A 15747-nucleotide genomic window follows, 5' to 3' on the forward strand; every position below is an offset into this window, starting at 1 on the left:
TCTGCGTGGGCGGCGTCGTAGGTGTAAAAGAGACAGTGGTGTTTCCCCCCCCCCCCGCTTGCGGGGGGGGGGGGGGGGAGAGGGAAAGGGCGTTTGCCAGAGCCGAATTCGTCAACATGCCACTGCCGTTCCCTCTCCCCCAACCCCTCTCCCGCATGGCGGGAGAGGGGAGCAACGCGCGGTCGAGTCAGTAGCGCTACGGCGGCGCGATATGGCGTGTCACCGGGCCTTGATTGGCACGGCAGCGAGACCACCTGGGTGGCCTCGGCTGGATGCCACGCCGCCACGGCGGTCGGCAGCCCTGCACCCGGCCCATGCGGCCGCCAGCGTCCATCGCCGGAGCCATGCAGCGCGACGGCCTGCCAGCGCGCATCGGCAATGCCCGTGCCGGCCGCCTTGGTCAGCGCTTCGCGCGCGGTCCACAGCGCATAGAAGCGATCCAGCCGCTGAGCGGGGTGGCAGCCGCGCAGCATGGCCTGCTCGGCCGGCGCAAAGGCCGATGCCGCGAGCGCAAGCGGCTCCACCGGGCGGCATTGCTCGATGTCGACACCGACCGCGGCGATCTCGGGATCGGTGGCGAGGGCGATCCATCCGATGCTGCCGCTGTGCGAGACGTTGAAGCTCGGCGCGCCGTGGACCGCCTGCGGCAATCTCGGTTTGCCGAGCGGATCGGCGTCGAGCGGGACCGCGTCGGGCGCAAGATCGAGAACCTCTGCCAGCAAACGGCGCAGCGCCGCCCGCGCCGCGGCAAAGCGGGCGCGATCGGCGCCGTGGCGATAACCGCGCAGCCGTGCCAGTTCCCGTGGCGACAACACGGCGAGGTCGCACGCAGCGGGCTCGGCCTGGACGTCGATGTCGAGTCGCCAGACACGCAGGTCGTACGGCTCGAGTGGCGCAGGCAGCGGCACGGGCGTCGGCCCGATCGTTCGCAGCGGCGCTAGCATGCGCTCGCCTCCACAGTCTCTGCCGCCGCGGCCGACACGCCGAGTTGCGAACCGATTCGCGCCAGCATGGACGCGGTGTGCTCGCGCAGGAAGAAGTGGCCGCCGTCGTACCAGTCCAACGTAAAGGCGCCCTTCGTTTCGTGGGCCCAGCCGGCGATCGCCCCGCCGACGCTGCGGTCGCTACGTCCACCGAAGGCATGCAGCGGACAGCGCAGCAAAGGCCGCTCGCGATGCCGATAGCTCGCGCAGACACGGAAATCGGCGCGCAGCACCGGCAAGGTCAGCGCCATCAATTCCTCGTGCTCGAGCAATTCCGGCGGCGTGCCATCGAGTGCGCGCAGATGGTCCATCAACGCGGCATCGTCCAGCGGTCCGGCAAAGCGATCGGGGTCGCGCTGGCGTGGGGCCGGGCAACCGGATACCAGCAGCGCGCATGGCGCTTCGCCTTGGGCCTGCCAACGGTGTGCCAGCTCGTACGCCAGCAGTGCGCCCATGCTGTGGCCGAACAGCGCATGACGGCAGCGCTGCGATTCGGCCGGCAGGCGCTGCCGGCAAAGTTCGCGCGCCAACTGGTCGCACAGCGCATCGAACGATTCGCACAGCGGCTCGGCGATCCTGGTGCCGCGGCCCGGCAACTCGACCGGCCGGATCGTCAGCCCCGGCGGCGCGGCGCGACGCCACCCGGAATAAGCCCCGGCGCCGGCGCCTGCGTTGGGCAGGCACCACAGCGTGACCGGCCCGATGGCAGTCATCGTGCCGCGGGCTCGCCCTGCGCTTCCATCGCGGCACGCAGGCTCGCCGGGCGCATATCGGTCCAGTGGGTCTCGATGTATTCCAGGCATTGCTGGCGCTGGCCGCTGAAGCCCACCGGTCGCCAGCCCGCCGGGATCGGGCGGTAATCGGGCCAGATCGAATACTGCTCTTCCGGGTTGATGACGACCTGGAACAGCAGGGTGTCGCTGTCGAAGCTCATGGTGTGTCCTCGTCTGACTGGATGTGTGGCAGGGCGACGTCGATGCGAACGCCTGTGACAACAAGACGGACCGCGACGAGGCAAATTTAGTCGAGAGGCCCTGGCAGGCTTGCGTTCGCCATCGCCGACTCGAATCTGAAAATCTAAATATCGGGCGCCCCGGTTCGTCACATCGGTTATCCCGCACGACGACGCGGGTCGGCCGCTGCGTCGGTCGCCGAACTCCCACCGCAAGGGGCATCAGATGACAAGCAGTGCTTTGGAATACGACCTACTCGGCATCGGCTTCGGGCCATCGAATCTCGCGCTGGCCATTGCGATGGAAGAGCGCGCCAGTGCCGCGGCCGCGGCTCGCACCGCGCGGCCACTGCGCTATGCCTTTCTCGAGCGCAAGCCCGATTTCGTCTGGCATGGCGGCATGCTGCTGGACGACACCGATATGCAGATTTCCTTCCTGAAGGATCTGGCGACGCTGCGCAATCCGCGCAGCCCCTATACCTTCATCAACTATCTGCACAGCCGGGGGCGGCTCGAGGCGTTCATCAATCTGAAGACGTTCTTCCCGAGCCGGATCGAGTTCAACGATTACCTGGCATGGGTTGCCTCGCATTTCGGCGAGCGTTGCCATTACGGCGAGGAGGTGGTCGACGTGCTGCCGGAGCCGGCCGACGGCGTCGTGCAACGGCTGCGTGTCCGCTCACGGAGCGCGGACGGGCGCATCCATGAGCGCCTGACGCGCAATCTGGTGCTGGGCGTCGGCGGCGAACCGCAGGTGCCCGCCGCGTTCCGTGGCTGGCGCGATGCGCGCGTTGTGCATTCGTCGGCCTATCTGGACCGGATCGCGCAGTATCGCGACGACACGGCGCCGCGGCGGATCGCGGTGGTGGGCGGCGGCCAGAGCGCGGCCGAAGTGTTCATGGATCTGGTCAAGCGCTACCCATCGTCGGAGGTCGCGATGGTGATGCGCGGCGGCGCGCTCAAGCCGTCGGACGACAGCCCGTTCGTCAACGAGATCTTCAGCCCCGGCTTCACCGACTTCATCTATCGGCAACCCGGCGAGCGGCGGCAGCAGATGTTGAAGGAGTACCGCAATACCAACTACTCGGTGGTCGACCTTGACCTGATCGAACGCATCTATCAGCTGCTCTATCAACAGAAGGTGGTCGGCAAGCCGCAGCACCAGCTGCTGACCTGCAAGGAGATCGAATCGGCATCGGCGCTGCCGGAGGGCGTCGTCTGCGTACTGCGCGACCGTGCGACCGGCGCGGTGCAGCGTCAGCCGTTCGACCTTGTGGTGCTGGCGACCGGGTACCGCCGCCAGGCGCACGAGCGCATGCTGGCGCCGCTGGCCTCGCTGATCGGGGAGGGCTTCCGCGTCGATCGGCACTATCGCCTGCAGACCTCCCCGCGCTGCCTGCCGCAGATCTTTTTGCAAGGATGCTGCGAAGATAGCCACGGGCTCAGCGACACGCTGCTGTCCGTGCTGGCCGTGCGCTCGCACGAGATTGCCGACGCGGTGTTGGAGCAGGCGATGCAGACGATCCGTGAGCCGGTGCCTGTGGCGCCGGAACCGATCGAGTCCCGGCCGCTGGTTGGCACGGCATAGCGGGCAGATTGCGGGCAGCTTTGTCGTCCCCGCACATGCGGGGACCCAGCGGCTTGAAACGACAGTGCGTTATCGCCCGTCAGGACACCGTTTCCAATCCGTCCCTGTCCGCGGGCAGATACAGATGCTCGCCAAAGAAGCGCTCGCGCAGCAGCATCACCAGCATGGCCTGCTTGTGCGGGAAGTCGAACAGCTTGACCTTGGAAAATCCGGCGCGGTCCAGATTGGCGATCTGGCGATGATGGTCCGCGCGCGGTTCGCCGACGATGCGCTGCGTGCGCGGGTCGTCGAGAAACTGGAAATGCTGGATGGCGGGGAACCACGCGGTCAGATAGGCCTTGCCGCGAAACGCCGGCTCGCCGATCAGCACATGCCAGCCGCGATCGTAGTCGTTGGCGTCGTAGAACGGCGCGATGCGGTCCTCCTTGGCCCAATAGACCTCGAAATAGCCGAACGGCGTGCCGCCGATCGATGCGATCAGCGGCAGCATGTGCGGATCGTCGATCAGCCCTTGCAGATAGCGCCGATGCTTCTCCTCGTCGCCTGCCTCCTGCCAGAAGTGAGCAACGTCCGGATCGTTCATCCAGCGATGCAGGCTGGCGAGGTCATGTTCCACGGTAGCCGCATGCAACGTAAAGGTGCGCCGCAACCAGGGGATATAACGGGCGTAGACGATGCCCGCCGGCTTCGGCGGACGCACCGGATGGCGTTTTTCGCCAGTCATCGCGTAGCGCAGCGGATAGGAGGCCTCGGAACGGCCGCCGAGCCATAGCGGCGCGTATTGCCACAGCATCGCGGCCTCGCACCGGTCGCCATCGGCATGCGGGCGCACCACGCCACGCCGATGCAGCAACGCCCGCGTGGGCTGATGTTCGATATCGACAGCGACGTCGGTGGCGCCCCACTGGGTGGTGATCGCTTCGAGCGCGGCGATCGCGGCATCGGCGGAGGCTTCGGTATCGACAAGGGACTCCGCGAGGCGCAACACCGGCCGGGGTCCGTGGATGGTGACGAAGGCAGCGAGCGGCGCATTGCGGCGGGCGTCGCGTACCTCCAGACGACCGGCTTCCCACGACGATTCCAGGGCGTCGCCGCGCGCCTCGAAGGAGCGGAATCCCTGGAACGGGGCCGCGCCGCTGCCCGTCTGTTCGATCGGCATGATGTTCTCCATGGTGATGGCCGGCAAAGGCGTTCGACCGGTGCTGGAGAGACGGTGGGCGGAGCGGGAAATTTAGCTCGCTGTCTGGCTGGCTGGACCCGCTACGCCGAGGCCTGCGCTCGTAGGCTATCCGGCGGGGGGCGGACACATATAGAATGCGAATCATTCGCAAATAGGGATAGACCGCCGCCGGCGCCAGCCACCATGCATATCCGAACGTTCCGCATCTGGTATCTGGTCCATAAATGGACCAGCCTGATCTGCACCGTCTTCCTGCTGCTGCTGTGCCTGACCGGCCTGCCCCTGATCTTCGGGCACGAGATCGATCACTGGCTAGGCAATGGCGTCGAAGCGCCGGAACTGCCGGCCGACGCGGGCCGCGTTCCGGTCGACCGCATCGTCACCGACGCCCTCGAGCGGCGCCCCGGCACGGCGGTCCGCTTTGTCACCGCCGACGATGAGGAGCCCGTCTGGTTCGTCTCGCTGTCGAGCCGCGAAGCGCCACGGCAGGGCGGGGCGCTGCTGACCTACGACGCGCGTACCGGCGACCTGCTGCGCGATACGCCGCTGCGTTCAGGCTTCATGCTGATCATGGTGAAGCTGCATACCGATCTGTTCGCCGGGCTGGCCGGCACGCTGTTCCTCGGCTTCATGGGGCTGCTGTTCGTGATCTCCATCGTCTCGGGCATCGTCGTCTATGGTCCGCTGATGAAGAAGCTGCCCTTCGGCACCGTGCGCCGCGAACGGTCGACACGGCTCAAATGGCTGGACCTGCATAATGTGCTGGGCATGGCGACGCTGTCGTGGGCCTTCGTGGTCGGGCTGACCGGCGTGCTGCTGACGCTGGCCAAACCGACCTACAGCTTCTGGCAGGCCACCGAGCTGAAGGCGATGGTCGCGCCGTTCGCGGCCCAGGCCGGCGCGTCACCGGCCGCCGCCGTGCCACCGAGCAAGCTGACGTCGCTCGATGCGGCGATTGCGCTGGCCAAGGCCGAGGAATCGGACATGACGACCGCCTTTGTTGCCTTCCCGGGAACGCCGCTGGCCGGCAACCATCACTACGCGGTGTTCATGCGCGGCGACGCGCATATCACCTCGCGCCTGATCAAGCCGGTGCTGATCGACGCGCAGACCGGCGCCTTCGCAGCCAAGCGCGAGATGCCCTGGTATGTCGCCGCGCTGCGGATCTCCGGGCCGCTGCATTTCGGCGATTACGGCGCGATGCCGCTGAAGATCCTGTGGGCGGTGCTCGACGTCATCACGATCGTGTTGCTCGGCAGCGGCATCTATCTGTGGGTCGGCCGCACGCGTACGACCAATGCCCGCCTGCGCAAGCTGGAAGACGAGCAGCGCACGACGGAGCGCACCGTGCCCGCGGTCGGCGCCGTGACGCACACAGGAGGCAGCCGATGAGAACGCCTGGAACATTCCTTTGGATCTACGGCATGCCGATCGTGCTGGCCATTGCCGGATGCGTTGGGCTGGCGGCTGCGCTGTTCGCAGATGGGGTCTGGGACTGGGTTTCCTGGCTGGCCCTGGGCGCGATGACGGCGGCCGGGCTCTGGTATGCGCTGGTTCCGGTCACCACGTTCACCTCGTCCGCCTCGTCCGCCTCGTCGAACGAGGGCCGCGTCAATCGTTCGCCGGCACGGCCTCCAGCCGATCGCGCAGCCCGTCGATAAAGGCCGGGGCCCGCACGATCCCCAGGTGGGTGGCCGCCACGCGTTCCGAATGGGCCGGCTGCCGTTCCAGCATCGCGGCCAGCCGATCGATATCGTCGGCGGCGCGGTCGCCGGCCCACCAGCAGGTCGGCGCCACGCGCAGCGCTTGCAGCGACATGCCGTGACTGAGTTCGCGCAGCCTTTCAGCCGTGGCAAACATGCGTGACAGCTCGTCCGGGTCCACGGGCGCCGCGCCGCCGGCCAGCGCGAAAGCGTGCCGGATCAGACGTTCGACCAGCGCGGCGCCTTGCATCTGCGTCTGCGCCCTCGTCAGCTCCTCCGCGAAGCCGCTGTCTGCCAACTGGGGAAACAACTGCAGCAGATATTGATGGAGCTCCTCGATCGAGCCACGTTGGCGGGCCGCAGCCGTACGCTGGCGCGGCACCAGGCTATCCACCAGGCCGAGGAAGGCGACGGTTTCGCCAGCATCTTCGAGGATCGCCGCCATGCGCGCCGCCAGTGCGCCGCCAAGCGACCATCCGAGCAGCCGATATGGGCCGACGGGCTGGACTGCCCGGATCGCCATCACATGCAGATGGGCAAGATGTTCGAGCGTATCGAACGTGTCCAGCGGCGGGCAGGCAAGCCCATGGACCGTGCACGTGCCCTCCAGCGAGCGAGCCAGCGGCGTGTAGTCGAACACATTGCCGAACGACGCATGCAGGCAGAACAGCGATGGCGCATCCGGAGATGGCCGATTCAGGGGGACGGGCCGATGTTGTGCGGTGTCCGCGCCGCCAATGACCTGGCATAGCGAAGCGATGGTCTGGTGTTCCATCAGATGGCGCAGCTCGATCGCAAGACCCGCGCTCGTCGCGGCGCGCAGGCGCGTCAGCACGTGCAGGCAGAGCAGCGAATGGCCGCCGAGGTCGAAGAAGTTGTCGTGGATGCCGACTTGCTCGACGCCGAGGACGTCTTGCCAGACCTGCGCGAGCAGGGCTTCGATCTCGTTGCGTGGGGCGACGTAGCCTTGGGTCTCCCATACCGGTGTTGGGAGCGCGCGGCGATCGAGCTTGCCGTTCGGCGTAATCGGCAATCGGTCCAACGCGATGATCTGCGCGGGGACCATGTGGTCCGGCAGTTGTTGTTTCAGCCGGGACTTGAGCGTTGTGATGTCCGTTCCGTTCAGCACGCAATAGGCGACCAGCCGGTCCTCGTGAACGATCACGGTGCCGTCCTTGACGCCGGCTTGGGACCGCAGCAAGTGCGCGATTTCCCCAAGTTCGACGCGGTAGCCGCGGATCTTGACCTGTTCGTCTCGACGACCGAGGTATTCGATACGGCCCTGTGCGTCTTGCTTGACCCGATCGCCGGTGCGATACATGCGAGCACCGTGGACGAAAGGATCGGGGACAAAGCGTTCCGCGGTCAGTCCCGGGCGACCGAGATAGCCACGCGCCAGCTGTGGCCCGCCGATATAGAGCTCCCCGACGATGCCAGCCGGTACGGGATTCAGGTCCGCGTCGAGCACGTAGACGCGCGAGCCGGGCAATGGCGTGCCGGTTGGCAGCTGCCGTTCGGGCAATGTGGTGGCTTCATGCGTCAGCACGCCGACGGTCGTCTCGGTGGGCCCGTAGTGGTTGAACAGCCGGCAATGCGGCCTCAAGCCGCGCACCGTCCGAGCCAGCTCGGCCGAGGTGGGCTCGCCACCGAGAATCAGCGCCTCCTCGGGCAGCACGTCGGTGGGCTGGCGCGCCTGCAGCAGGCCGCGTAGATGGCTCGGGACAATCTTGAGCACGCCAACACGGTGCCGCGCCATGTACTCGGCAAAGCGATCGGGATCGAAGCCGCGCTCGCGCGAGATCAAATGCAAGGTCCGGCCGCTGCAAAGGGCGCCGAACAGCACGGTATGGCCGAGGTCGGCAGCCGTAGTCGAGACCATTGCCATCGAGGCGTCGGCAGGCAGTTGCAGGCGATGCAGCACGCCGCAGACGTAGTGCGCCAATGCATCGTGGCTGACCAGCACGCCCTTGGGGGTGCCGGTGGAGCCGGAGGTGTAGATCAGATAGGCGGCCTGGCCTGGGAGCAACGACACGGAAGGGGCGTCGGCCACCGGCGCCACGGACGCCGGATCGATGCAATCGAAGCCCGGCACGGAGCCCACCACGACGCGAGCACCGGCATCGTCCAGCAACTGCCGCAACCGCTCGACAGGTTGCCCGGGATCGAGCGGTACGCAAACCGCCCCGGCCTTCAGGATGCCGAGCAGCCCGGTGACGAATGCCAAAGACCGTTCGACACAGAGCCCAACCCGGGTCTCTCGCCCGATGCCGCGCCCGGCCAGCGTCAGGGCGACACCATTGGCAAGTTGGTCAGCCTCGCTGCGCGTCAGCACCTGGTCCTCGTATCGCAGCGCGACGGCGGAAGGATCGGCGGCAACGCTGCGTCGCCATGCCGCCAGCACATCGGCCGGCTTGGCCTCCACCGTCTCGCCGATCAACGTTCCTTCGTCCTCGACGTTCAGCATGAACTCGCCAACACGAAGCCCGGGAGCCGACGCCATCTGGTCGAGGATGCCAAGGTAGTGTCCCAGCATCCGTTCAATCGTGCGGTGGTCGAACAAATCGCGCGCATATCCCATCGCCCCAAACACCGCGCCGGTCTGGTCCTCTTGGGTATCCAGCGAAAGGTCCACCTTGGTCGATCGGACCGATCGTTCCACCGGTTCCAACTGCAGGCCCGGCAGACGCTGCGCGATGCTGCGGTCGCGCCGTTGATGGTTCAGCATGACCTGGAACAGCGGGTTGTGCGACGGATTGCGCTCGGGCTGCAGCGCCTCGACCAGTTGCTCGAACGGCAGTTCCTGATGGGCCTGCGCCTGCAATACCGATTCCCGAGCGCGTGCCAGCACTGCGTCAAATGCCATGCTGCCGTCGATCTCGGTGCGCAGTACCTGCGTGTTGACGAAGAAGCCGACCACACCCTCGGTCTCGACGCGGTTGCGATTCGCCACCGGCACGCCGATGCGCAGGTCCCGCTGGCCGGTGTAGCGGTAGAGCAGTACCTGGAAGGCGGCCAGCAGCACGGTGAAGAGCGTCGTATCGGCGCTGCGGGCGAGGGCGCGCAGCTTCGCCGACAGTGCGGCATCGAGCGAGAACGACACGGCGCCGCCGCGGTGGCTCGGCACGGCGGGGCGCGGGCGGTCGGTGGGCAGTTCCAGCACGACGGTGCCATCGTCGGCGAGATGCGATTTCCAGTAGCGCAGTTGCCGTTCCAGTTCGCCGGCGTCGAGCCATTGCTTCTGCCAGGCGGCATAGTCGGCGTACTGAATTTGCAGCGGCGGCAATGGCACGGGCTGACCGGTGACAAAGCCCGCATAGAGCCGGGCGAACTCGTCGATCACCACGTTCATGGACCAGCCGTCGGAGACGATATGGTGCATGGTGACCAGCAGGATGTGGTCGTCGTCGGCCAGCCACAGCAGGCGCACGCGCAGCAGCGGTCCGAGTTCGAGGTCGAACGGCGCTTGCGCTTCGGCGTCGACCTGAGACTGAATCTCGCCGTCGCGTTGCGATGGCTCGATGTTGCGAAGGTCGCTGACGGCGATCGGCAGGGTAGAGGGCGGATGGATGCGCTGCACCGCCTGTTCGCCGTCCTGATGGAAGGTGGTGCGCAAACTTTCATGCCGCTCCACCAGCGCATCGAAGGTCCGCTGCAGTGCCGACGGATCGAGGTCGCCCCGTAGCCGCACCGCTCGCGGAATGTTGTACGCAGCGCCATTCCGGTTCCATTGCCACAGAAACCATAGGCGCTGTTGCGCCCACGACAATGGCATCGGTCCGCTGCGATCGGCGCGTGCGTGTAATGGATTCGCCGTTTCGGGAGCGGCCGAAGCGGCATCCGCATTCGTCGAGATTGCCCGCGCAAGGTCGCCCAGTACGGGGTTGGCGAATACCTGCTTCGGCATCACCTTGTGACCGGCCTTCTTCAGGCGGGCGATCAGCTTCAACGACAGAATCGAATCGCCGCCGAGGTCGAAGAAATTGTCGGTCAAACCGACGCGTTCGACACCGAGGACCTCCTGCCAGACCTGTGCGAGCAGGGCTTCGATCTCATTGCGCGGGGCGACGTAGCCTTGGGTTTCCCATACCGGCGCGGGGAGGGCGCGGCGGTCGAGCTTGCCATTCGGGGTCACCGGAAGTCGATCCAGCGCGATGAGTTGTGCCGGGACCATGTGGTCGGGCAACTGCGCCTTGAGCCTGGATTTGAGCGGTGCGATGTCGCTGTCGTGCAGCACGCAGTAGGCGACCAGTCGGTCCTCGTGAACGATCACGGTAGCGTCCTTGACGCCAGCTTGGGACCGCAGCAAGTGCGCGACTTCCCCAAGTTCGACGCGGTAGCCGCGGATCTTGACCTGTTCGTCTTGACGACCGAGGTATTCGATACGGCCCTGTGCGTCTTGCTTGACCCGATCGCCGGTGCGATACATGCGAGCACCGTGGCCGAACGGATCGGGGACAAAGCGTTCCGCGGTCAGTCCCGGGCGACCGAGATAGCCGCGCGCCAGCTGTGGCCCGCCGATATAGAGCTCCCCGACGATGCCAGCCGGTACGGGATTCAGGTCCGCGTCGAGCACGTAGATGCGCGAGCCGGGCAATGGTGTGCCGGTTGGCAGCTGCCGTTCGGGCAATGTGGTGGCTTCATGCGTCAGCACGCCGACGGTCGTCTCGGTGGGCCCGTAGTGGTTGAACAGCCGGCAGTGCGGCTTCAAGTCGCACACCGTGTGAGCCAGCTCGGCCGAGGTGGGCTCGCCACCGAGAATCAGCGCCTGCTCGGGCAGCACGTCGGCGGGCTGGCGCGCCTGCAGCAGTCCCCGCAGATGGCTCGGGACGATCTTGAGCACGCCGATACGGTGCCGGGCCATGTACTCGGCAAAACGATCGGGATCGAAGCCGCGCTCGCGCGAGATCAAATGCAAGGTCCGGCCGCTGCAAAGGGCGCCGAACAGCACGGTATGGCCGAGGTCGGCGGCGGTCGTCGAGACCATCGCCATCGAGGCATCCGCCGGCAACTGCAGGCGATGCAGGACGCCACAGACGTAGTGCGCCAGCGCATCGTGGCTGACCAACACGCCCTTGGGGGTGCCGGTGGAGCCGGAGGTGTAGATCAGATAGGCGGCCTGGCCCGGAAGCAACGAGACGGAAGGGGCTTCGGCCACCGGCGCCACCGACGCCGGATCGATGCAATCGAAGCCCGGGACAGCGCCGACCACAACACGAGCACCGGCATCATCCAGCAACTGCCGCAAGCGCTCGGTGGGCTGCGCCGGGTCGAGCGGCACACATACCGCCCCGGCTTTCAGGATGCCAAGCAACCCGACCACAAAGCCGCACGAGCGCTCGATGCAAAGCCCGACCCGCGTCTCGCGGCCGACGCCCCGATCGACCAGCGCGGCCGCGACCCCATTGGCCATCCGATCGGCCTCGCCGCGTGTCAGCGTTTCGTCCTCGTACCGAAGGGCCATGGCCCAGGGATCGGCCTCGACGCTGCGCAGCCAGGAAGCCAAGACATCCGGCAGCGCTCCCCTGATCGGTTCGGCGACCAGCACGCCCCCGTCCCCGGGAAGCCCGATCTGCCCCAGACATCGGTCGGGATCGGCCAGCATAAGCTCCAGTGCCTGCTCCATCCGGCCGAGCAATACCGTGATGTCCCGGTCGGCGAAGCGATCGCGCTGGTAGGCGAGCGTCAGGTGCAGACACTCGTCCATCGCCGCGATCAGGCTCAGCGGATAGTTATTGCGGCCACTGATGACAAACTCGCCGTCATCCTCCTTGGCGCCGGCGCGCAGCAGGCGGATGTCGATTTCCCCTGGCCTTTGTTTCAGCGCCGCATCGACCGGGTAGTTCTCGAACACCAGGATGCTGTCGAACAACGCGCCGCCTTCGCCGGGGCGTGCCAGTCGCTGGATATCCGGCAGCGGCATATGCTCGTGCTGCTGGTTCTCCACCGCCTGCTGTTGAATGGCGCGCCACCACTGGCGGACCGGCAGATCGCTCGGCACGCGGACACGCAAGGGAATCGTGTTGATGAACAGGCCAACCATCGATTCGATCCCGGGGAAATCGCCCGAACGCCCCGACACCGTGGTTCCAAACACCACGTCGCCGCTGCCGTTGTGCCGCGCCAGCACCCACGCCCACAGTCCTTGCACCAGCGTATTGACGGTGACGCCCGCTTGCCGCGCCACCGTACGCGCGGCTTCGCTCAAAGCTGGCGACAGCGACAGTTTCTGCTCCGCATAGCCCGAGCGTTCTGTCTCCGGCGCGCCGCTTGGCAGCGGCGTCGGCATTTCGACGTCCGCCAGCGCCTGCTGCCAATAGCGGGTCGACGCCGCCTTGTCGCGTTGTCCCTGCCATTGCAGATAGGCGCTGAAGGGGCGCGGTGCCGTCGCAGGCAGCGGTTGGCCGCGACGCAGCGCCAGGTAGGACTGCAGTACGTCGCTCAGCACCATGCCCACGCTCCAGCCATCCATCGCGACATGGTGGAAGGACCAGGCCAGCCACCAGCGTCGCGCCTCCACCTGGATCAGGCAGAGCCGAAGATCGGCGGCCCGGCGGAACGGGAAGCCCTCCCGTCGCTGTGCCGTCAGCTTCGATTCCAATTGCCGCCGCTGCTCGTCGGCCGGCACGTCACGCCAATCGAGTTGCTCGATTTGAACGGGTCGCCGTTTGTACGCGATCTGCAGCGGTACGTCGCTCTCGCCCCAGATGAAGTCGCTGCGCAGCGCCTGATGCCGATCGGCGGTCCATTGCCACGCACGGGCGAAGTCGTCGATCGCCAGTTCGCCGCGAATGTCGAATACGCGCTGATAGTGATAGGGGTCGCCGTCACCGCGCTCCAGTGCGTGGAACAGGACACCCTGCTGCAATGCGGTCAGTGCCGCAATGCTTTCGATGTCCTGTTTGCGTCGTTCGGTGGCAGTCGTCATGGTTCGGTTCAAAGGCGAGAAGCGGTTCAGAGCACGTTATCGAGCAGCGCGTCGAGCGACGCCTGGTCGATCTGGACATTGACCAGATCGGATGGGGTCATGCCGTGGTTGTCGTGACACAGGCAGTGTTCGATGACGGTTTCCAGTTCGCGATGGAGGGCATCGCCCAACCGCTCGATGGTGGCGGGATCGAACTGTTTGCAGCTGTAGCCAAGCTTCAGCACCAGCTCGGCGCCGAATACCTGGCCATTGATGGTCAGCATGTTGCCGAGCGGTGCTTGTCCATCGCGGCCGCCGCCGCTGGACTCGTCCGCCAGTGCAAAGTCCCCGTCGCCCGCCGCGGCCTGGTCGAATTGCCCCAGATAGTTGAAGGTGATGCGCGGCTCGGTGCGACGCGCCAGCTCGGATCGGATCTCGACCGGTCCAAGATGGCGCAGCAAGCTGTAGCCGATACCGTTGTCGGGGATCGCCCGCAACGTCTCCTTGACTTGCTTGATGGTGTCCCCGATATCGGGGGCGACAGGCAGTACGACGGGAAACACCGTGGTGAACCAGCCCACCGTGCGGCTGATGTCGACGGCGTCGGAAAGCGCCTCCCGGCCATGCCCTTCCAGCTGGATCGCGACACGTGGCCGTTGCGTCCATGCGCCAACGGCGCGGGCGACCGCGGTCAGCAGAAGGTCGTTGATGCGGGTGCGATAGGCGCCGTGCGCCTGTTGCAATAGTTGCGCGGTGCGCGTCGCGTTCAGGCGGATCGTGTGCTGTCGCCCATCCCGCGCAAGCGCCGGGGTATCGTGATCGGGTTGCAGCGGAGGTACGTCCGGTTGCGACAGCCAGAAGTTGGCCTGTTGCCGCATGGCGCCGCCATTGGCGTGTTCCACCAGGGTCTGCGCCCAGGCCTTGTACGATGCCGTTCTGGGCGGGAGCGCGATCGACCCGCCTTGTTGTGCGAGGCGATACGCCAGCTGCAAGTCCTCCATCAGGATGCGCCACGACACCCCGTCCACTACCAGATGGTGGACGACCAGCAGCAGCCGCTCGCTGCCGTCGGCCAGGCGAAAGTGCAGCGCGCGCAGCAATGGCCCCTGTTCGAGGTTCAGGCTTCGTTGAGCATGCTCGAAGCGTTCTGCCATGGCGTTGCTGTCGGCGACCTCGTCGTGCCACAACGGATCGTGCTCGTCCGCGTCGGCGTAATGCTGTTGCCATTCTCCGTCGCGCTGCCGATAGCGCAGACGCAGTGCATCGTGATGGATTAGGAGGGTACGAAGCGCCTGGCGTAACGCCTCCGGGTCGAGTGGCGCGAGAGGGCGCAGCAGTACCGACTGGTTCCAATGATGGCGATTCGGGATCGGCGTTTCGAAGAACCAACGTTGGATCGGCAGCAGCGGCACTTCGCCGACGGGTTTGTCTTCTGCCGGCCGGTCGGTCCCCTCGCACGTCGCCGCCCGGGCCAGCGCCTGCACGGTCTGATGCAGGAAGAGGTCCTTGGGTGTGAAGCGCAGCCCGAGGCGGCGCGCCTTGCTGACGGCCTGGATCGACAGAATCGAATCGCCGCCCAGCTCGAAGAAGTTGTCGGTCATGCCGACCCGCTCGACGCCAAGAACCTCCTGCCAGACTTGGGAGAGCTTGGCTTCCAATTCGTTGCTCGGCGCGACGTAGCCTTGGACCTGCCATACCGGCTCGGGAAGCGAGCGACGGTCCAGCTTCCCATTTGGGTTCACCGGAAGGTGGGCCAGCGGCATGATATGTCCCGGCACCATGTAGGGCGGCAGGACGCTCTGCAGATGGGCCTTCAGCGGTGTCACGACGTCGGCTTCGCCGTGGCGCGCTACGACATAGGCCACCAGCTGCTTTCCGCCCGGGCCGTCAAGGGCCACGACCACCGCCTCGCGTACCGCAGCATGCGCGCGCAGGCGTGCTTCGATCTCGCCCAGTTCGATCCGGTAGCCGCGAATCTTGACTTGATGGTCCAGCCGGCCGACGTATTCGATGCTGCCGTCGCGACAGCGCCGCACCAGATCGCCGGTGCGGTACATGCGGGCGCCGGTGGCGAACGGATCGGGCACGAAGCGCTCGGCGGTCATTCCCGGTCGGCCGACATAGCCGCGCGCCAGGCCGAGGCCGCCGAGATAGAGCTCGCCAGTGACCCCGACCGGCACCGGATTCAGGTCTGCGTCGAGAACGTAAGCGGTGCGGTCGCCAACCGGCCTGCCGATCGGCACGTACGGGCTCGGGCAATCGGTGTCGTGCTGCCCGACCCAGGCCAGCGGGGTGACGACGGCTTCGGTCGGGCCATAGCCGTTGATCAGCGTGCCGGCACGGAACCTCTGCTTGATACGGGCGAACGCCTCGCGCGACATCGCTTCGCCGCCGAACGACAGCAGGCGCAGCGGCACCGGCTCGGTGGCCGCCTCGG

The 15747-nt window shown here is 66.6% G+C and carries 9 protein-coding genes; 3 read left to right on the forward strand and 6 right to left on the reverse strand.

The genetic code is table 11. From position 1 onward, the window contains the following. The 3 genes from J5T34_RS18235 to J5T34_RS18245 all read right to left on the reverse strand — a co-directional run. Positions 1-944: 4'-phosphopantetheinyl transferase family protein (locus J5T34_RS18235; protein WP_208581504.1), on the reverse strand; the 944-nt coding region annotated here is incomplete at its 3' end. Next, on the reverse strand, positions 938-1696 hold the full coding sequence (locus J5T34_RS18240; protein WP_208581506.1) for a thioesterase II family protein: 759 nt from the start codon (positions 1694-1696) through the stop codon (positions 938-940). The genes J5T34_RS18235 and J5T34_RS18240, both read right to left, overlap by 7 nt. Continuing rightward, a complete protein-coding gene (locus J5T34_RS18245; RefSeq protein ID WP_208581508.1) occupies positions 1693-1917 on the reverse strand; it encodes an MbtH family protein in 225 nt (74 codons plus the stop codon). Before J5T34_RS18245 ends, J5T34_RS18240 begins: the two co-directional genes overlap by 4 nt. Positions 1918-2161: 244 nt before the next feature. Between J5T34_RS18245 and J5T34_RS18250 the strand changes: the two genes are divergently transcribed. After that, positions 2162-3523, forward strand: coding sequence for a lysine N(6)-hydroxylase/L-ornithine N(5)-oxygenase family protein (locus J5T34_RS18250; RefSeq protein WP_208581511.1), 1362 nt, complete (start codon positions 2162-2164; stop codon positions 3521-3523). Between the two features lie 79 nt (positions 3524-3602). On the opposite strand, the gene J5T34_RS18255 is transcribed toward J5T34_RS18250, so the two are convergent. Continuing rightward, a complete protein-coding gene (locus J5T34_RS18255) occupies positions 3603-4682 on the reverse strand; it encodes a GNAT family N-acetyltransferase (protein WP_208581513.1) in 1080 nt (359 codons plus the stop codon). A 204-nt stretch (positions 4683-4886) separates the two neighbouring features. Here J5T34_RS18255 and J5T34_RS18260 point away from each other — a divergent pair, with 204 nt between their 5' ends. Further along, a complete protein-coding gene (locus J5T34_RS18260) occupies positions 4887-6095 on the forward strand; it encodes a PepSY-associated TM helix domain-containing protein (RefSeq protein WP_208581516.1) in 1209 nt (402 codons plus the stop codon). A 32-nt stretch (positions 6096-6127) separates the two neighbouring features. Further along, complete coding sequence (locus tag J5T34_RS18265) at positions 6128-6364, forward strand: hypothetical protein (RefSeq protein WP_208581518.1); 237 nt, start codon at positions 6128-6130, stop codon at positions 6362-6364. Here the strand turns inward: J5T34_RS18265 and J5T34_RS18270 are convergent. Both J5T34_RS18270 and J5T34_RS18275 read right to left on the reverse strand, forming a co-directional pair. Then, positions 6315-13331, reverse strand: coding sequence for a non-ribosomal peptide synthetase (locus tag J5T34_RS18270; protein WP_208581520.1), 7017 nt, complete (start codon positions 13329-13331; stop codon positions 6315-6317). The genes J5T34_RS18265 and J5T34_RS18270 overlap by 50 nt on opposite strands. A 26-nt stretch (positions 13332-13357) precedes the next feature. Further along, a partial coding sequence (locus J5T34_RS18275; protein WP_208581522.1) for a condensation domain-containing protein occupies positions 13358-15747 on the reverse strand: 2390 nt, incomplete at its 5' end.

Source organism: Cupriavidus gilardii, from assembly GCF_017598945.1.
Classification (GTDB): Bacteria; Pseudomonadota; Gammaproteobacteria; order Burkholderiales; family Burkholderiaceae; genus Cupriavidus; species Cupriavidus gilardii_E.

Excerpts from the sequence above, each read along its gene's own strand:
- J5T34_RS18245 (WP_208581508.1), bottom strand. The coding sequence starts at position 1,917 with ATGAGCTTCGACAGCGACACCCTGCTGTTCCAGGTCGTCATCAACCCG.
- J5T34_RS18250 (WP_208581511.1), top strand. The coding sequence starts at position 2,162 with ATGACAAGCAGTGCTTTGGAATACGACCTACTCGGCATCGGCTTCGGG.
- J5T34_RS18260 (WP_208581516.1), top strand. The coding sequence starts at position 4,887 with ATGCATATCCGAACGTTCCGCATCTGGTATCTGGTCCATAAATGGACC.
- J5T34_RS18255 (WP_208581513.1), bottom strand. The coding sequence starts at position 4,682 with ATGCCGATCGAACAGACGGGCAGCGGCGCGGCCCCGTTCCAGGGATTC.
- J5T34_RS18265 (WP_208581518.1), top strand. The coding sequence starts at position 6,128 with ATGCCGATCGTGCTGGCCATTGCCGGATGCGTTGGGCTGGCGGCTGCG.
- J5T34_RS18270 (WP_208581520.1), bottom strand. The coding sequence starts at position 13,331 with ATGACGACTGCCACCGAACGACGCAAACAGGACATCGAAAGCATTGCG.
- J5T34_RS18240 (WP_208581506.1), bottom strand. The coding sequence starts at position 1,696 with ATGACTGCCATCGGGCCGGTCACGCTGTGGTGCCTGCCCAACGCAGGC.